This window comes from Variovorax davisae (genome assembly GCF_030316845.1).
Classification (GTDB): Bacteria; Pseudomonadota; Gammaproteobacteria; order Burkholderiales; family Burkholderiaceae_C; genus Variovorax; species Variovorax davisae.
Window position 1 is genome coordinate 220,286 of record NZ_JASZYS010000007.1, and the last position, 17,758, is coordinate 238,043.

A 17,758-nucleotide genomic window follows, 5' to 3' on the forward strand; every position below is an offset into this window, starting at 1 on the left:
CTAGACGATCTGGACCGTCAGCGACGGCAGGCCGGTGATCTCGCCGACCAGCGTGTCGCCGGCGACCACCGCCGCCACGCCCTCGGGCGTGCCCGTGAAGATCAGGTCGCCGGGCTGCAGTTCCCAGGCCGCCGACAGGTGTTCGATGGTCTCGGCCAGGTTCCAGATCAGCTTGCCGACGTTGCTGCGCTGGCGGTCGGTGCCGCCGACCTGCACCGAGATCCCGGCGTGCTCGATGTCCCCGGCCTGGGCCGCCGGCACGATCGGGCCGATCGGCGCGCTCTGCTCGAAGCTCTTGCCGATGTCCCAGGGCCGGCCCTGCTTCTTCATGTCGTTCTGCAGGTCGCGGCGCGTCATGTCCAGGCCGACGGCATAGCCGTAGATGTGCTTCATCGCGTCGGCGGCGGCGATGTTCCGGCCGCCGGTGCCGATGGCCGCGACCAGTTCGATCTCGTGGTGCAGGTTCTTGGTCAGCGTGGGGTAGTCCATGCGGCCGGTCGCGCCGGCGTCGACCACCACCACGGCATCGGCCGGCTTCATGAAGAAGAAGGGCGGCTCGCGTCCGGTGAAACCCATTTCCTTGGCGTGCTCTTCGTAGTTGCGGCCGACGCAGTAGATGCGGTGGACCGGAAAACGCGCGGCCTGGCCGACCACCGGGATCGACACGACCGGATGGGGGGTGAAAACAAACTCGGCAGTCATGGGAAAGGCGTCCTTTTTCAGCGAAACGGGAAGTGTGCCAGAGGGCGCCGCCGCTTGTCCGCGACGTGGCCGGGGGCAGGCGGCACGGCTATGCTTGCCGGATGATGAAGCTGCACAACTATTTCCGCTCCTCCGCGTCCTTCCGCGTGCGCATCGCGCTGAACCTGAAGGGCCTCGACTACGAGTACATCCCGGTGCACATCGCGCGCGGCGAGCACAAGACCGGCCCTTTCGCGGCGATCTCGCCCGACATGCTGGTGCCGCTGCTCGAGGACGACGGCGAGCGCTTCACGCAGTCGATGGCGATCATCGAATACCTGGACGAGATCCAGCCCGAGCCGCCGCTGCTGCCGCACGATCCGGTCGGCCGGGCCCGCGTGCGGGCGCTGTCGGAGTCGATCGCCTGCGAGATCCATCCGCTCAACAACCTGCGCGTGCTCAAGTACCTGGTGCGCGAGCTCAAGCTCGACGACGACGCCAAGAACGGCTGGTACCGCCACTGGGTGCGCGAAGGCATGCTGGCCTTCGAGCGCCAGCTGGCCCAGCATCCGGCGAGCACCTATTGCTTCGGCAACACCCCCACCATGGCCGACTGCTGCCTGGTGCCGCAGGTCTTCAATGGCCAGCGCTTCGACTGCGACTTCAGCGGCCTGCCGCGCACCATGGCGGCCTTCGAGGCCTGCATGCAGCTCGACGCCTTCCAGCGGGCCCAGCCTTCGCGCTGTCCCGACGCCGAAGCGTGAGCATGCCGGACTGGCTGGTGCCCGACTGGCCGCTGCCCGCCGGCGTGCGGGCGCTCTGCACCACGCGCGATGGCGGCGTCTCGGCGGGAGCCTGCCGGAGCCTCAACCTGGGCGGCCATGTGGGCGACGATCCGGCCAGCGTGCGGACCAACCGGGCCCGGCTCGAAGCGGCGCTGGGCGCGCACCCGGTGTTCCTGCAACAGGTGCACGGCACCGAGATCGTGGAACTCGACAGCCGCACGGCCGACGGCGCCGCCGCCGACGCCTGCAGCACCGCCGAACGCGGTGTCGCCTGCACGATCATGGTCGCCGACTGCCTGCCGGTGCTCTTCACCGATGCGGCAGGCCGCCGCGTGGCGGCCGCGCATGCGGGCTGGCGCGGGCTGGCCGCGGGCGTGCTCGAACGCACGGTCGCCGCCTTCGGGGGCGAGGGCGGCGCGCCGGCGCTGATGGCCTGGCTCGGGCCCTGCATCGGCCCGGACGCCTTCGAGGTTGGCGATGAAGTGCGCGCGGCCTTCGTCGCCGCCTCACCCGCGGCCAGCCGTTGCTTTCGCCCCGCGGGCAGCCCCGGCAAATGGATGGCCGATCTGGCCGGCCTGGCGCGCCAGCGGCTGCAGGCGGCCGGCGTCACGCGGCTTCATGGCAACGATGGCAGCGAAGCCTGGTGCACGGTGCACAACCCGTTACGTTTTTTCTCGCACCGGCGCGACCGCGCCAGCGGCCGCTTCGCGGCCTGCATCTGGCGCCCCTGAATCGCCCCGGGCGGCCTGCGCGTGCGCTCGTACGGCCGCCTCGCGCTCGGCGGCCTCGCGGGCCTTGAGCGCCCTTCGCCGGGCCGGCGTGGCCATCAGGTAAACCACCAGTGCCACCGGCAAAAGGCCGTAGAGTACAAAGGTAACGATCGCGCCGAGCACGGTGCCGGTGGTGTTGGTGGCTTCCGCCACGGCCATCATCAGGGCCACATAAAGCCAGGCGATCACGACGAGGTGCATAGATGATGTTTTCAGGCAGGTATGGCGGGCCGCGCTGGTGGGGCCCTGGCGAATACAGCATACTCAAAACCCGAATGCACGAGGCGAGGCAGCAGGAGACATCATGAAACACGCACAAGCCCCCGGGGCCGAGACTTTCGCGCCCTTCCAGCAGGCGCTCACGCAGGGATGGGAGAAAGCCCTCGAATCCTTCCAGTCGCTCGGCGCCCAGGGAACGGCCTCGGCCGGCGCCCCCTGGAGCCAGATGCCCCAGTTGTCGTTCTCGGGCGAGAAGCTGCGCCAGCTGCAGGAGCAATACGTCACCGAAGCCAGCGCGCTCTGGCACAACGGCTTCGCGGCCCAGGCCGGCGTCGACAAGCGCTTTGCGGGCTCCGCCTGGGGCAGCAATCCGGTCTCGTCCTTCTCGGCTGCGATCTACCTGCTGAACGCCCGCACCCTGATGGGCATGGCGGAAGCGGTCGAAGCCGACGCCAAGACCCGCTCGCGGCTGCGCTTCGCGGTCGAGCAATGGATGGCGGCTTCGGCGCCCAGCAACTACCTGGCCTTCAACGCCGAGGCCCAGAAGAAGGCGCTCGAGACCCAGGGCGAGAGCATCGCCAAGGGCATCCAGAACCTGATTCACGACCTGCAGCAGGGCCACGTCAGCATGACCGACGAAAGCGCCTTCGAGGTCGGCCGCAACGTCGGCACCACCGAAGGCGCCGTGGTGTTCGAAAACGACCTGTTCCAGCTGCTCGAATACAAGCCGCTGACCGCGAAGGTCTACGAGCGGCCGCTGCTGCTGGTGCCGCCGTGCATCAACAAGTTCTACATCCTCGACCTGCAGCCGGAGAATTCGCTGATCCGCTATGCGGTCGAGCAGGGGCACCGCGTCTTCGTCGTGAGCTGGCGCAACCCCGATGCGTCGATGGCGCAGTACACCTGGGACCAGTACATCGAGGATGCCGCCATCAAGGCGATCCACGTCACGCAGGAGATCACCGGCCAGGACAAGCAGGGCGGCCAGATCGACACCCTCGGCTTCTGCGTCGGCGGCACCATCCTGAGCACCGCGCTGGCCGTGCTGGCGGCGCGCGGCGAGCAGCCGGCAGCCTCGGTCACCCTGCTGACCACCTTGCTCAACTTCACCGACACCGGGGTGCTCGACATCTTCATCGACGAGAACTTCGTCCAGTTCCGCGAGATGCAGATGGGGCAGGGCGGGCTGCTGCAGGGCGGCGAGCTGGCCTCCACCTTCAGCTTCCTGCGGCCCAACGACCTGGTCTGGAACTACGTGGTGGGCAACTACCTGAAGGGCGAGACGCCGCCGCCCTTCGACCTGCTCTACTGGAACAGCGACGCCACCAACCTGCCGGGCCCGATGTACTGCTGGTACCTGCGCAACACCTACCACGAGAACAAGCTCGCGGTGCCGGGCGCGCTGACGGTGGCCGGCGAGCCGGTCGACCTCGGGGCCATCGAGGCGCCGGTCTACATCTACGGCTCGCGCGAGGACCACATCGTGCCGATCGGCGGCGCCTATGCCTCGACGCAGGTGCTGAGCGGCAAGAAGCGCTTCGTGATGGGCGCCTCGGGCCACATCGCCGGCGTGATCAATCCGCCGGCGAAGAAAAAGCGCAGCCACTGGATCCGCGCCGACGGCAAGCTGCCGGCCACCCAGGCCGAATGGCTGGCCGGCGCGACCGAGCATCCCGGCAGCTGGTGGACCGACTGGTCCGACTGGCTGAAGACCCACGCGGGCAAGCAGATCGCTGCCCCCAAGGCTTATGGCAAAGGCAGCGCCTACAAGGCGAGTGAGCCGGCGCCGGGCCGCTATGTCAAGGCCAAGGCCTGACCACTCACGTTTTTTCTGTCACATCAATCCACGCACCGGAGAGCACATCATGGAAGACATCGTCATCGTTTCAGCCGCACGTACCGCCGTGGGCAAGTTCGGCGGATCGCTGGGCAGCATCCCGGCCACCGAACTCGGTGCCATCGTGATCAAGGAGTTGCTGGCGCGCGCGAACGTCGGCAACGACCAGATCGGCGAAGTCATCATGGGCCAGGTGCTGACCGCGGGCAGCGGCCAGAATCCGGCGCGCCAGGCGCTGCTGAAGAGCGGCATCGCCAAGGAGACGCCGGCGCTGACCATCAACGCGGTCTGCGGCTCGGGCCTCAAGGCCGTGATGCTGGCGGCGCAGGCCGTGGCCACGGGCGACAGCGAAATCGTGATCGCTGGCGGCCAGGAGAGCATGAGCATGGCGCCGCACGTGCTGCCGAACTCGCGCAACGGCCAGCGCATGGGCGACTGGAAGCTGGTCGACTCGATGATCATCGACGGCCTGTGGGACGTCTACAACCAGTACCACATGGGCATCACGGCCGAGAACGTGGCCAAGAAGTACGACATCAGCCGGGCCGCGCAGGACGAACTCGCGCTCGGCAGCCAGACCAAGGCCGCGGCCGCGCAGGACGCCGGCAAGTTCAAGGACGAGATCGTTGCCGTCAACATCCCGCAGAAGAAGGGCGACCCGGTCGTCTTCGACAAGGACGAGTTCATCAACCGCAAGAGCACCGCCGAAGTGCTGGCCGCCCTGCGCCCCGCCTTCGACAAGGCCGGCGGCGTGACCGCCGGCAATGCCTCGGGCCTGAACGACGGCGCCGCCGCCGTGATGGTCATGACCGCCAAGAAGGCGGCCGCGCTGGGCCTGAAGCCGCTCGGGCGGATCGCCAGCTACGCCAGCACCGGGCTCGACCCGGCCTTCATGGGCATGGGCCCCGTGCCGGCGTCGCAGAAGGCGCTGCAGCGCGCCGGCTGGAAGCCGCAGGACCTCGACGTGCTCGAGATCAACGAGGCCTTCGCGGCCCAGGCCTGCGCGGTGAACCGCGAGATGGGCTGGGACGTCAACAAGGTCAACGTGAACGGCGGCGCGATCGCCATCGGCCACCCGATCGGCGCGTCGGGCTGCCGCATCCTGGTCACGCTGCTGCACGAGATGCAGCGGCAGAACGCCAAGAAGGGCATCGCCTCGCTGTGCATCGGCGGCGGCATGGGCGTGGCGCTCACCATCGAGCGCTGATCTCTTGAGCGACGCACAGCTCTTTCGCCAGATCCGCGACGAACTGTTCGTCGCCGCGGTGGGCGACGTGCTGGACACCATGGGGTACCAGCACCAGTTCCTGCCGGCCGGCATCGCGCCGCTCGAGAAATCGATGCGCATCGTCGGCCGTGCCATGCCGGTGCTCGAGGCCGACGTCATCAACGACGGCACGCGCTCGGCCGGTCCTCTGTCGGGCAAGCCTTTCGGCCTGATGCTGGAGGCGCTCGACGACCTCCAGCCCGGCGAGATCTACATCGCCACCGGTGCCTCGCTGCGCTATGCGCTGTGGGGCGGCCTGATGTCGACCCGGGCCCGCCACCTGAAGGCGGCGGGCGCGATCCTCGACGGCTACGTGCGCGACGCCGGAGAAATCGAGCGGCTCGGCTTCGATGTCTTCTGCCGCGGTACCTATGCGCAGGACCAGGGCGTGCGCGGCCAGGTCATCGACTACCGCTGCACGATCGAGATCGAGGGCGTGCGCATCGCGCCCGGCGACCTGCTGTTCGGCGACCGCGAGGGCGTGCTGGTGATCCCGCGCGCGGTCGAGGGCGAGGCGGTGGCCAAGGCCCTGGACAAGGTGCGCACCGAGAACAAGGTGGCCGACGCGATCCGCGGCGGCATGAGCGCCTGCGAGGCGCTGGCGACCTTCGGCGTGATGTGAGTGAGTCGCCCGGCAGGGTGCGATCTGCGCATTCCTGCACGGGGTTCTCGAAAACCGAAGCCCGCCTTCCGAATTCGCCGATTGCGCGTTTGCCGCGCAGCGCCGACCATGCCCGCTCTACTCGGGAGACAACATGGATTCGAAGCTGAAGGCGCTGATCGGCGTCACCCTGGGCGCTGCCCTGGCCACCCTCCAGGCACCGGCCGCCGCCCAGGCGGCCTGGCCCGACAAGCCCGTCACGCTGGTGGTGCCGTATTCGGCCGGCGGCCCCACCGACGTGGTCGCGCGCATGCTCGCGCTCCCGATGGGCAAGTCGCTGGGCCAGACGGTCATCGTCGAGAACACGGTCGGCGCCGGGGGCACCATTGCACCCGCGCGGGTGGCGCGGGCAGCACCGAACGGCTACACCATCCTGATCCACCACATGGGCATGGCGACCGCGCCGGCGCTCTACAAGAAGCTGCCGTACGACCCGCTGAAGGACTTCGAGTACGTCGGGCAGGTGCTCGACGTGCCGATGACGCTGCTGTCGCGCAAGGACTTTCCGGCCAACAACTTCCAGGAGCTGCTGGCCTACGTCAAGACCCACAAGGACAAGGTGTCGCTGGCCAATGCCGGCGTCGGTGCGGTGTCGCAGCTCTGCGGCCTGCTGTTCACGAGCCAGATCGGGGTCGCGCTGACCACCGTGCCCTACAAGGGCGCCGGTCCGGCGCTCAACGACCTGATGGGCGGCCAGGTCGACCTGCTGTGCGACCAGACCACGCAGACCGCGCCGGTGATCAAGGAGGGCAACCGGGTCAAGGTGTTCGGCGTGACCACGCCGCAGCGCCTGTCGAGCCTGCCGAACATCCCGACGCTCGACGAGCAGGGCCTGAAGGGCTTCGACGTGCGGGTCTGGCACGGCGTCTATGCGCCGAAGGGCACGCCGCCGGCGGTGGTCGACAAGATCAACGCCGCGTTGCGCGTGGCGCTGCAGGACCCGGTGGTCAAGCAGCGCCTGGCCGACCTGAGCTCGGAGATCGTGCCGATGGACAAGGTCACGCCCGAGGCGCTGCGCACGCACCTGACGGCCGAGGTCGCCAAGTGGGGCAAGGTGATCCGGGCCGCGGGCATCCAGGGGGAGTGATCAGTCCCCGAGTTCGATCATGACCGGTTGATGGTCCGAGGCCTGCGTCTGCAGGTCGACCTCGACCTTTCGCACCCGCGGCGCCAGCGAATCGCTCACGAAGACGAAGTCGCAGGCGACCGGGTCGGGGCCGTAGGTGCGGTCGAACAGGCGGAAGGTGGCGTCGTGCGGCCGCTCGGGGTGGGCCAGCGGCCAGGCGTCCTGCAGCCGCCTCGCGGGCGTGCCCCCGGCCGGCAGCGCCGGGTCGACGAAGGCCTGCACGATCTCGTCGTAGGCCGGGTCGCTCGCCGCCATGTTGAAGTCGCCGCACAGGATCGCCTGCGGCGTGTGCGCCTTGGCCTGGAAGGGCGAGACTTCGCGCGGGTCGATCGGCGGGGCCGCGGCCTGCTCGCAAGCCTCCAGATGCAGGGCGCGCAAAGCGCGGGCCTGGGCCAGGCGCTGGCTCGGCGAGTAGTACTCCAGGTGGGTGGTCATCACGCGCAGCGATCCCAATTCGGGGCTGGCCAGCGTGACCACGGTGCACATGCGCGGCATGCTGCTCACGCTCGGATCGGCCGGCCAGGGCAGGGGGTGATGCTGGACCCGCGACACCGGCAGCCGGGTGGCGATCAGGTTGCCGAAGCGCATCGGCCGGCCGTCGGCATCGAACTCGTCGACGGCGGCGCCGAAGAACAGCCGGAAGCCTGGCAGCAGTGCCTGCAGTTCGGCCGGCTGGTCGCCGGGCTGGCCCGGCATGCCGTCGAAGCCGCAGGCGATCTCCTGCAGGCACAGTACGTCGAAGTCGGCCATGGCGCGGGCGCCGTCGACGATGCGCCGCGGGCTCACGACGCCGTCGAGGCCGCGGCACCATTGGGTGTTCCAGGTGACGAGTTTCATTTGATGCCGGCCCTCATGAAGCTCTGCACGAACTGCCGCTGGAAAAGCAGGAAGGCGATCAGCAGCGGCGCCGAGGTCATCAAGGTGGCGGCCGTGATGACCGACCAGTCGACGCCCTGGTCGACCGAGGAAAACACCTGCAGGCCGACGGTCAGCGGCCGCGCGTTGACGCTGTTGGTAATGATGAGCGGCCAGAGGAAATTATTCCAGTGGAAGCTCACCGACACCAGCGCGAAGGCCGTGTAGACCGGCCGGGCGAGCGGCACGTAGATGCGCCACAGCGTCTGCAGCGCGCTGGCGCCCTCGACCCGCGCGGCCTCGTCGAGCTCCTTCGGGATGCCCATGAAGGTCTGGCGCAACAGGAAGATCGCGAAGGCCGAGGCGAAGTAGGGCAGGCCGATGGCCAGCAGCGTGTCGACCAGGCCGAGCCGGGCCATGGTCTTGTAGTTCTCGACCAGCAGGATGTCCGGCATGATCATCAGCTGCACCAGCACCAGGGCGAAGGCGATGCCGCGGCCCTTGAACCGGTAGCGCGCGAAGGCGTAGGCCGCGAGCGTGCCCAGCACCAGCTGCACCGCCAGCACCATCGCCACCAGCAGCGTGGTGTTGAGGAAGTAGCGCGCGAACGGCGCGGCCTCCCAGGCACGGCGGAAGTTGTCCAGCGTGAGCGGCGCCGCGAGCGCGAAGCGGGTCGAGAATTCGGCCGGGTGGAAGGCGGTCCAGACCGCATAGGCCAGCGGCAGGATCCACAGCAGCGCGAGCAGCCAGGCGGCCAGGGTGTCGAGCAGTGTCGGCTCGTTGTAGGCCAGGCGTTGGGTCGGCGCGCTCACTTGTAGTGCACCTTGCGGTCGAGCACGAAGAACTGGAACAGCGCGATGCCCGCCAGCACCACCACCAGCACCACCGTGATCGCCGAGGCGTAGGCCGTGTCCCAGAAGCTGAAGCCGACCTCGTACAGGTGGTAGAGCAGCAGGATCGAGGCGTTGTCGGGCCCGCCGCGGGTCAGCACGAACAGGTGGTCGACCATCCGGAAGGCGTTGATGAAGGCATTGACCAGCACGAACACCGTGGTCGGCATCAGGAGCGGCCACTGCACCCGGCGGAAGAAGTACCAGCGCGAGGCGCCTTCGATCGCCGCCGCCTCGCGCAGGCTCGGATTGAGGGTCTGCAACGCGGCCAGGTAGAAGATCATGAAGAAGCCCGCTTCCTTCCAGATCGCCACCAGCGTCACGGCGCCGAGCGCCGTCGACGGGCTGCCGAGCCAGTTGTGCGAGGGCAGGCCGAGCGCACCCGTGATCTGCTCCAGCAGGCCGTACTGCGGCGTGTAGAAGAACAGCCAGATGTTGGCGACCGCGATCATCGGCAGCACGGTCGGCGTGAAGTAGGCCATGCGCAGGAAGGCGCGGCCTGCGATGCGCTCGTTGACCCACAGCGCCATCACCAGCGCCAGCGCGATCGACAGCGGAATGGTCGCGCCCGCGAACCACAGGTTGTTGCGCACCGCCTTCCAGAACACCGGGTCGCCGACCATGACCTGGTAGTTCTCGAGTCCGACCCAGACGCCGGGTCGGCTGCCCTTGGGCGTCGAGTAGAAGCTGTCGACCAGCGTCGAGATGGCCGGCCAGTGCGTGAACGCGACCAGCAGCACCAGCGCCGGCAACAGCAGCAGCCAGGCGTGCACCGCCTCGCGGGCGGCGCTGCTGCCGGCGGTGGTGCCGTGCCTCACTTGGACGCGCGCAGGATCCGGTCGGCCTCGCGCTGCGCGTCCTGCATGGCCTGCGCCGGCGTCTTGCTGCCGGTCAGCGCGGCCTGCAGCCCGTCGTTGAGCGCCTTGGTCACGCGCTGGTTGTCATGGGTGGAGAACTCGGCCACCGACACCGGCAACTGGTCGCGCGCCACCAGCGCGGCGGGGAAGTCGCGGCCGTACTTGCGCAGCGTGTCGGTCTCGTAGGCAGCCGGCGACACCGCGACGTAGCCCGTGTCCATGCTCCATTGCGCGGCGCGCTCGGGCTGGGTGATCCACTTGACGAACTTGAAGGCGGCATCCTGCTGCGCCGGCGTCGACTTCTTGAAGATGTAGAAGTTGCCGCCGCCGGTGGGCGAGCCGCGGCGCTTGTTGCCCGGGATCATGCCGACGCCGAAGTCGAACTTGGCGTTGGCCTTGATGTTGGTCAGGTTGCCGGTGGTGGTGTAGATGATCGCCGCCTTCTTCTCGAAGAAGTCCTTGGGCGTGGTGCCCCACTCGACGACGCCGGGCGGGTGGATGCCGGCCTTGCCGAGGTCGACCCAGTACTGCAGGGCCTCGATCACCTTGGGATCGTCGAACTTCACGGCGGTGCCGGCCTCGCTGGCGAGGATCGCGTCGTTCGGCGTCGTCAGGGTCTGGAACAGCCAGTAGGGGAAGCCGCTCGACGGGATCTGCACCCCCCATTGCGTGACCTTTCCGCTGGCGTCCTTTCTTGTCAGCTTGGTGGCGGCCGCCTTGAGCTCCGCCCAGTTCGTCGGCGGCTTCTCGGGATCGAGGCCGGCTTCCTTGAACAGCTCCTTGTTCCAGTACATGACCACGGTCGAACGCTGGAACGGAATGCCCCAGGTCTTGCCGCCGGTCTGGCTGTTCATCATGAAGGCCTTGTAGAAGCCGCCCAGCCAGGCCTTGTCCTCGGCCGTCTTCACGAAGTCGTCGAAGGGCACGATCGCCTCCTCGTCGATCAGGGTGAACATGTCGGTCGACAGCAGCACCGAGGTGACCGGCGGCGTGCCCGACTTGTGCGCGGTCAGGGCCTTGACGATGGTTTCCTGGTAGGTGCCGGCGTAGATCGGCGAGACCTTGACGCCCGGGTTCTCCTTCATGAAGCCGGCCGCGAAGCCGTCGATGGTCTTGGCGATCGGGCCGCCGACGGCCACCGGGTAGTAGAACTGGAGTTCCACCGGTGCCTGGGCGTGGACCCCGGCGGTGAACAGGCCGCTGGCGGCCAGCAGGGGCAGGGCCAGGCCCCGGACGAAAGTCTTGCGTTTCATGGTCGTCTTCTTCCTCGGGAGTGAAATCAATCGATGCGGTGGCCGGCGGCATCGAAGCCGTGGCTGTCTCCGGGTGCCCAGTGCAGCCCGACCCGGTCGCCCGGCGCGGCGTCGCAGCCGCCGGCCGTGCGCACCAGCAGCACCTGGCTGCCGACCGCGCAGCGCAGCACCAGGTCGGCGCCCAGGTATTCGAGGCCCTGCACCATGGCGGGGATGCCGCGCGGCGCGAGCGCGATGGCTTCGGGCCGAACACCCAGCAGGGCGGCGTCATGGCCGGTGGCGACCGCGCTGCCGGCGATGCAGCCGCCTTCCAGCGCCACCAGGTTCATGGCCGGGGTGCCGATGAAGCGGGCCGCGAAGGTGGTGGCGGGGCGGGCGTAGAGCGTGCGCGGCAGGCCGGCCTGCTCGATGCGGCCGCGGTTCAGCAACACCACCTGGTCGGCCATGCTCATCGCCTCGGTCTGGTCGTGCGTGACATAGACCACCGTCAGGCCCAGCTGGCGCTGCAGGTCGCGCAGTTCGCGGCGCATGTCCTGGCGCAGTTGCGCGTCCAGGTTGGACAGCGGTTCATCCATGAGACAGACCTTGGCCTGCGCCACCAGCGCCCGGCCCAGCGCCACCCGCTGCTGCTGGCCGCCCGAGAGCTGCGAGGGCTTGCGATCGAGCAGGGCCTCGAGGCCGAGCAGGGCGGCGACCTCGCGCAGCCGGCGTGCGCTTTCGGCCGCCGGTGTCTTGCGCACCGACAAGCCGAAGGCGATGTTCTCGGCCACGCTCAGGTGCGGGAAGAGGGCGTAGTTCTGGAACACCATCGCGATCCCGCGCTGGGCCGGCGGCAGGGCGGTGACGTCGCGGCCATCGATGACCACCCGGCCTTCGGTGGCGGTCTCCAGCCCGGCCAGGATCCGCAGCGTGGTCGACTTGCCGCAGCCCGAGGGGCCGAGCAGCACGCAGAAGGAGCCGGCCTGGATCTGCAGGTTGACAGACTGCAAGGCGGTGGCGTCGCCCCAGGACTTGGCGATGTCGATCAGCTCGATGGAGGACATCGACTCAGTATATGGACGGCTTGTGACACCCGGTTGCATTGAGGGGTCAGTGTTTTCCTCATCGGGCGTGCGCCGAAAACTTCGATAAAGTGATCAGCGCCTGTTCAGGCTCGCAAATACCAAGGAAACTTCATGAGCAAAAAAGTCGCATACGTCACCGGGGGCATGGGGGGCATCGGAACGGCCATTTGCCAGCGCCTGGCCAAGGACGGGTTCACCGTCATCGCCGGTTGCGGCCCCACCCGCGACCACGCCAAGTGGCTGGCGGAGCAGAAGGCCGAGGGCTACGAGTTCCATGCCTCGGTCGGCAATGTCGGGGACTGGCAGTCCACCGTCGAGGCCTTCACCAAGGCCAAGGCCGAGCACGGCAGCATCGACGTCCTGGTCAACAACGCGGGCATCACGCGCGACCGGATGTTCCTCAAGATGACGCCGGAAGACTGGAGCTCGGTGATCGAGACCAACCTCAACAGCATGTTCAACGTCACCAAGCAGGTGGTGGGGGACATGGTCGAGAAGGGCTGGGGCCGGATCATCAACATCAGCTCGGTCAACGGCGCCAAGGGCCAGGCCGGCCAGACCAACTACTCGGCCGCCAAGGCCGGCATGCACGGCTTCACGATGGCGCTGGCACAGGAGCTCGCCGCCAAGGGCGTGACCGTCAACACGGTCAGCCCGGGCTACATCGGCACCGACATGGTGAAGGCGATCCGCCAGGAAGTGCTCGACAAGATCGTCGGCACCATCCCGGTCAAGCGCCTGGGCGAGCCGAGCGAGATCGCCTCGATCATCGCCTGGCTGGCGACCGACGAGGGCGGTTATTCCACCGGGGCCGACTTCTCGGTCAATGGTGGGCTCCACATGCACTGAGGCGCCACCCTGGAACAAGCCACGAAGAAACCCGCCACGGCGGGTTTTTTCATTTGCGCCTCCGCTCACAACACATCACACCAGGAGATCCCGCATGACCCCCACCGCAATGCCGGCCGCTCCGGCGGCGAAGCTGCCCTTGTACCGGTCGCTCTACGTCCAGGTGATCACGGCCGTGGTCATCGGCGTGCTGCTCGGGCACTTCTATCCCTCGGTCGGCGAGACCATGAAGCCGCTCGGCGACGGCTTCATCAAGCTGATCAAGATGATGATCGCGCCGATCATCTTCTGCACCGTGGTGGTCGGCATCGCGGGCATGGAGGACATGAAGAAGGTCGGCAAGACCGGCGGGCTGGCGCTGCTCTATTTCGAGATCGTCAGCAGCATCGCGCTGGTGGTCGGGCTGGTGCTGGTCAACGTGTTCAGGCCCGGCGCCGGCATGAACATCGACCCGGCCTCGCTCGACACGCGGGCGCTGGCCGCCTATACGGGGCCGGGCAAGATGGAGGGCACGGTCGACTTCCTGCTGCACGTCATCCCCAGCACGCTGGTCGATGCCTTCGCCAAGGGCGAGATCCTTCAGGTGCTGCTGATCGCGGTGCTGTTCGGCTTCGCGCTGCACCGGTTCGGCGGCCGCGGCACGCTGATCTTCGACATCATCGAGAAGGGCTCGCACGTGCTGTTCGTGATCGTCAACTACATCATGAAGCTGGCGCCGATCGGCGCCTTCGGCGCGATGGCCTTCACGATCGGCAAGTACGGCATCGGCTCGCTGTTCTCGCTCGGCAAGCTGATGGGCACCTTCTACCTGACCTGCCTGCTGTTCATCTTCGTGGTGCTCGGCACGATCGCTCGGCTGCATGGGTTCAGCATCTGGAAGTTCATCAAGTACATCAAGGAAGAACTGCTGATCGTGCTGGGCACCTCGTCGTCCGAATCCGTGCTGCCGCGGATGATGGAGAAGATGGAGAACCTCGGCGCCAAGAAGACCGTCGTCGGCCTGGTGATCCCGACCGGCTATTCGTTCAACCTCGACGGCACCTCGATCTATCTGACGATGGCGGCCGTTTTCATCGCCCAGGCCACCAACACGCCGATGACCCTGATGCAGCAGGTCACGCTGCTCGGCGTGCTGCTGCTGACGTCGAAGGGCGCGGCCGGCGTGACGGGCAGCGGCTTCATCGTGCTGGCGGCGACCCTGTCGGCGGTGGGCCACGTGCCGGTGGCCGGCCTGGCGCTGATCCTCGGCATCGACCGCTTCATGTCCGAGGCCCGGGCGCTCACGAACCTGATCGGCAACGGCGTCGCCACCCTGGTGGTCGCCAAGTGGACCGACGAGCTCGACATGGAGCGGCTCAAGGCCGGGCTCGACAACGAGACCTGGGTCGAAGCCCAGGAGCCCGAGGAGCTGATCAACGCCCGTACGGAAAAGATGGCCACCTGAGTCCGGCGGCGGCCTCGTTCTTGCAGAATGCAAGACGATGCCCCACAGCGTTTCACTGATCAACACCATCGCCGCCGGCCTCGGCCTGGCGCTGGTGCTCGGCTTCCTGGCGACGCGGCTGCGGCTGCCGGCGCTGGTCGGCTACCTGCTGGCGGGCGTGATCATCGGGCCGTTCACGCCGGGCTTCGTCGCCGATGCCGGCATCGCCGCCCAGTTGGCCGAGATCGGCGTGATGCTGCTGATGTTCGGCGTCGGCCTGCATTTCTCGCTCGACGACCTGCTGGCGGTGCGCAAGGTCGCGCTGCCCGGCGCACTGGTCCAGATGGCGGTGGCGACGCTGTTCGGCGTCGCCCTGGCCAGCTGGTGGGGCTGGAGCCCGGGTGGCGCACTGGTGTTCGGGCTGGCGCTCTCGGTGGCCAGCACGGTGGTGCTGCTGCGCGCCCTCGAAAGCCTGGGCATCCTGGAGACCTTCACCGGCCGGATCGCGGTCGGCTGGCTGGTGGTGGAAGACCTGGCGATGGTGCTGGTGCTGGTGCTGCTGCCGCCGCTCGCGCAGGCGCTGGGCGGCGCCGCTTCAACCGGCCCGCCGATCTGGCAGACGCTGGGCCTGACGCTGCTGCAGGTCGGCGGTTTCGTGCTGCTGATGCTGGTGGTCGGCCGGCGGGTGTTCCCGTGGATCCTGTGGCAGGTGGCGCGCACCAACTCGCGCGAGCTGTTCACGCTCTGCGTGGTGGCGGCCGCGGTCAGCATCGCCTTCGCCTCGGCGGCCCTGTTCGGCGTCTCGTTTGCGCTGGGCGCCTTCTTCGCCGGCGTGGTGATGCGGGAGTCCGAGTTCAGCCACCGCGCTGCACAGGAGTCGCTGCCGCTGCGCGATGCCTTCGCGGTGCTGTTCTTCGTTTCGGTCGGCATGCTGTTCGACCCGGCGGTGCTGATCGAGCGGCCGCTGCAGGTGCTGGCGGTGGTGCTGGTGATCGTGGTCGGCAAGTCGGTCGCGGCCTGTGCGCTGGTGCTGCTGCTGCGCTACCCGCTCGGCACCGCGCTCACGGTCAGCGCCAGCCTGGCGCAGATCGGCGAGTTCTCGTTCATCCTCGCGGCGCTCGGCGGATCGCTCGGGCTGCTGCCGCCCGAGGGTCAGAGCCTGCTGCTGGCCGGGGCGCTGATCTCGATCGCCAGCAATCCGCTCTGGTTCAGCCTGATCGGGCCGGTGCAGCAATGGCTGCACGCCCATTCGTCCTTCGCCCGCGGGCTGGCGTCGCGCGACGATCCGCTGGCCGAGCTGCCGATGCACACCGAGGCCAGGTACCTCTCGCGCCAGGTGGTGCTGGTCGGCTACGGCCGGGTCGGTCGGCGCATCGCGGCGGCGTTGGCGGCCAACGACATTCCCTTCGTGGTGGCGGAGCAGAACCGCGCCATCGTCGAGCAGCTGCGCGGCGAAGGGATGGCCGCCGTGTGGGGCGACGCGGCCGATCCGGCGGTGCTGATCCAGGCCCACATCGCACGCGCCCGGGTGCTGGTGATCGCCACCGCGGACGCCATCAACGTACGCCAGATGATCGAGGCCGCGCGCACCCTGAATCCGTCGATCGAGACCGTGATCCGCAGCCATAACGAGGACGAGGCGCGCCTGCTGACGCAGCAGGACGCGGTCACGGTCTGCCTGGGCGAACAGGAGCTGGCGCAGGCCATGGCCCGCACCGTGCTGCTGCGTGCAGCGGGCGCCTGACCGGGCCGCGCCGCCTTCAGAGATCCTCGATCACCAGCATCCGGTAGCGCTGGGCGATCGAAAAGGTCACCGTGCGCACATGCTCCATCAGGCGGTTCGCGGCGGCCTCGTCGCGGGTCTTGACCAGCAGCGCCGTGTGCCCCTCGCGCGCCAGCTTGGTGTAGGCGCGGACCGTGGCGGCGTCGGTGCCGGCCGAAGGCAGCGGGCTGTCGGCCTCGCGCACGGTGGGCGTGATCTGCGCCAGCACCACATGGGGCGGAATCAGGTAGATCTCGTCGCCGCTGAAGCCGTTGTCGAGCAGCCGGTGGCCCACGACGCTCGCGTCTGCCGCATCCGGAAACATCACGAAGGTATGGCCGGTCGGATAAAAGGCGCCGCCCACGGACGCGGTCATGTGGGGGTCCAGGGTGAAGTGCTTCATGTCTCCTCCTCGCGGGTTGGACGCTTCAGCTTAGGCCGCCTGCGGGGGGATGGGTGTAGGCGAAGCCCCTGGCTCAAGTTGCAATCCGCATACAAATACGCATTTGGCGCACAGAGTGCTTGCGTTTTTAATTACTAGTAGTCACATTTGCAACGATTCGTGAAATTGTGACTAGGCGTTGTCGACGGCCCTGAATAGGATCGATTCGTCCGATCCGAAAGCCCTCCTAACTCCATGTCCCAATTGCGGAATATCGCGCTGACCGTGCAAGAACTCGAAGAGGGCGAGTTCTATTGGGTATTGCTGGAAGCTACCGACTACGTGATGGATGAAGCTCTTCCCTATCTGCCGATCGAGGCGGCGATGGACCCGCATTCGACCTATGCCAATGCCCTGGTGGCCGGCATCGCGGCGGTCCGGAAGATGTTCGGCAAGGAGGGGCCGCGCTCCTGAGCGAAGCGGCCCCCAAATCTGGAACGACCATGCAGAAACTTGGCGCGGCGATGGCCGCCGGCGGCGTGGGCCTGGCGGTCGTGGCGTGGTTCTACCGGCCCTCGACCTCGGCCGAGTGGGCGGCCTGGGTGCAGACCGCGGGCGTGCTGCTGGCGATCGCCTGGGCGGCGCGGCTGCAGGTCCAGGGCGCCCGGCAGGGCTTTCGCCAGGCCGCGCAGGTGGCGGTCATGTTCGCCAACAACATGCACTGGGTGTTCCGCGAGCTCAACGATGCCTGCGTGAAGCGCAGCTGGGCCGACTACGCGGTGCACCGGCGCGTCCTCGAGGAGATCCTGGCCCAGGGGCGGGAGGTCACGCTGCAACTGCTGGACGGGCGCTCGCTGGCCATGGTGACCAGCCTGCGCAGCATCGCCGTCGAGGCGCTGGAGATCACCGAGCCCCATACCGCCACCGGCAACTGGCCGCCGCTGCAGCTCTATTTCGACCGCCGGCTGCCGAGCATCGCGGCCTGGCTGACGGCCACCGGTCATCCGCCGGAAAGCAGCGGGCCGACGGACTACGCCGGGTTGCGGACCTCGTTCGGGCCCATCGGCGGCTTGTGAG

The 17,758-nt window shown here is 68.1% G+C and carries 19 protein-coding genes; 11 read left to right on the top strand and 8 right to left on the bottom strand.

Annotated elements, in window-relative coordinates; translation table 11 throughout:
- On the bottom strand, positions 1-702 hold the full coding sequence (locus tag QTI33_RS18050) for a fumarylacetoacetate hydrolase family protein (protein WP_286507544.1): 702 nt from the start codon (positions 700-702) through the stop codon (positions 1-3).
- A gap of 104 nt (positions 703-806) precedes the next feature.
- On the opposite strand from QTI33_RS18050, the gene maiA reads away from it, so the two are divergent.
- Both maiA and pgeF read left to right on the top strand, forming a co-directional pair.
- Positions 807-1,445, top strand: a complete 639-nt coding sequence (gene maiA / locus QTI33_RS18055) for a maleylacetoacetate isomerase (RefSeq protein WP_286507748.1) — start codon at positions 807-809, stop codon at positions 1,443-1,445.
- A gap of 2 nt (positions 1,446-1,447) precedes the next feature.
- The gene (pgeF, locus tag QTI33_RS18060; protein WP_286507749.1) at positions 1,448-2,197 is read left to right on the top strand and encodes a peptidoglycan editing factor PgeF; all 750 of its coding nucleotides are present in this window, start codon (positions 1,448-1,450) and stop codon (positions 2,195-2,197) included.
- On the opposite strand, the gene QTI33_RS18065 is transcribed toward pgeF, so the two are convergent.
- Entirely contained in the window at positions 2,129-2,437 is a 309-nt protein-coding gene (locus QTI33_RS18065; protein WP_286507545.1) for a hypothetical protein, read from the bottom strand. The genes pgeF and QTI33_RS18065 overlap by 69 nt on opposite strands.
- Before the next feature lie 103 nt (positions 2,438-2,540).
- On the opposite strand from QTI33_RS18065, the gene phaC reads away from it, so the two are divergent.
- The 4 genes from phaC (at position 2,541) to QTI33_RS18085 (ending at position 7,307) form a co-directional block, all read left to right on the top strand.
- Complete coding sequence (gene phaC / locus QTI33_RS18070; RefSeq protein WP_286507546.1) at positions 2,541-4,271, top strand: class I poly(R)-hydroxyalkanoic acid synthase; 1,731 nt, start codon at positions 2,541-2,543, stop codon at positions 4,269-4,271.
- 49 nt (positions 4,272-4,320) lie between these two features.
- Positions 4,321-5,499: an acetyl-CoA C-acetyltransferase gene (locus tag QTI33_RS18075; protein WP_286507547.1), complete on the top strand. Its 1,179-nt coding sequence runs from the start codon at positions 4,321-4,323 to the stop codon at positions 5,497-5,499.
- A gap of 4 nt (positions 5,500-5,503) precedes the next feature.
- Complete coding sequence (locus tag QTI33_RS18080) at positions 5,504-6,181, top strand: RraA family protein (protein WP_286507548.1); 678 nt, start codon at positions 5,504-5,506, stop codon at positions 6,179-6,181.
- A gap of 133 nt (positions 6,182-6,314) precedes the next feature.
- Entirely contained in the window at positions 6,315-7,307 is a 993-nt protein-coding gene (locus QTI33_RS18085; protein ID WP_286507549.1) for a tripartite tricarboxylate transporter substrate-binding protein, read from the top strand.
- Here the strand turns inward: QTI33_RS18085 and QTI33_RS18090 are convergent, their stop codons facing one another.
- The 5 genes from QTI33_RS18090 to QTI33_RS18110 are packed head-to-tail and all read right to left on the bottom strand — an operon-like array spanning position 7,308 to position 12,244.
- A complete protein-coding gene (locus QTI33_RS18090) occupies positions 7,308-8,183 on the bottom strand; it encodes an endonuclease/exonuclease/phosphatase family protein (protein ID WP_286507551.1) in 876 nt (291 codons plus the stop codon). It lies immediately after the preceding gene.
- Positions 8,180-9,013, bottom strand: a complete 834-nt coding sequence (locus QTI33_RS18095) for a carbohydrate ABC transporter permease (RefSeq protein ID WP_444814855.1) — start codon at positions 9,011-9,013, stop codon at positions 8,180-8,182. The genes QTI33_RS18090 and QTI33_RS18095 overlap by 4 nt, the downstream gene beginning before the upstream one ends.
- Positions 9,010-9,909, bottom strand: a complete 900-nt coding sequence (locus tag QTI33_RS18100; RefSeq protein WP_286507552.1) for a carbohydrate ABC transporter permease — start codon at positions 9,907-9,909, stop codon at positions 9,010-9,012. The genes QTI33_RS18095 and QTI33_RS18100 overlap by 4 nt, the downstream gene beginning before the upstream one ends.
- Positions 9,906-11,201, bottom strand: coding sequence for an ABC transporter substrate-binding protein (locus QTI33_RS18105; protein WP_286507553.1), 1,296 nt, complete (start codon positions 11,199-11,201; stop codon positions 9,906-9,908). Before QTI33_RS18105 ends, QTI33_RS18100 begins: the two co-directional genes overlap by 4 nt.
- A 26-nt stretch (positions 11,202-11,227) precedes the next feature.
- Complete coding sequence (locus QTI33_RS18110) at positions 11,228-12,244, bottom strand: ABC transporter ATP-binding protein (protein WP_286507554.1); 1,017 nt, start codon at positions 12,242-12,244, stop codon at positions 11,228-11,230.
- Positions 12,245-12,376: 132 nt separating this feature from the next.
- Between QTI33_RS18110 and phbB the strand changes: the two genes are divergently transcribed.
- From phbB to QTI33_RS18125, 3 genes are all read left to right on the top strand, one after another.
- Positions 12,377-13,114 (top strand): acetoacetyl-CoA reductase, encoded by a 738-nt coding sequence (phbB, locus tag QTI33_RS18115; RefSeq protein ID WP_286367376.1) that lies wholly within the window; start codon positions 12,377-12,379, stop codon positions 13,112-13,114.
- A 94-nt stretch (positions 13,115-13,208) separates the two neighbouring features.
- On the top strand, positions 13,209-14,558 hold the full coding sequence (locus tag QTI33_RS18120) for a dicarboxylate/amino acid:cation symporter (RefSeq protein ID WP_286507555.1): 1,350 nt from the start codon (positions 13,209-13,211) through the stop codon (positions 14,556-14,558).
- 37 nt (positions 14,559-14,595) lie between these two features.
- Positions 14,596-16,281, top strand: coding sequence for a cation:proton antiporter domain-containing protein (locus tag QTI33_RS18125; protein WP_286507556.1), 1,686 nt, complete (start codon positions 14,596-14,598; stop codon positions 16,279-16,281).
- 16 nt (positions 16,282-16,297) lie between these two features.
- Here the strand turns inward: QTI33_RS18125 and QTI33_RS18130 are convergent, their stop codons facing one another.
- Complete coding sequence (locus QTI33_RS18130; RefSeq protein WP_286507558.1) at positions 16,298-16,702, bottom strand: hypothetical protein; 405 nt, start codon at positions 16,700-16,702, stop codon at positions 16,298-16,300.
- 234 nt (positions 16,703-16,936) lie between these two features.
- Between QTI33_RS18130 and QTI33_RS18135 the strand changes: the two genes are divergently transcribed.
- Complete coding sequence (locus QTI33_RS18135; protein WP_286507559.1) at positions 16,937-17,155, top strand: hypothetical protein; 219 nt, start codon at positions 16,937-16,939, stop codon at positions 17,153-17,155.
- Between the two features lie 29 nt (positions 17,156-17,184).
- A complete protein-coding gene (locus tag QTI33_RS18140) occupies positions 17,185-17,757 on the top strand; it encodes a hypothetical protein (RefSeq protein WP_286507560.1) in 573 nt (190 codons plus the stop codon).
- Position 17,758: the final 1 nt, after the last annotated feature.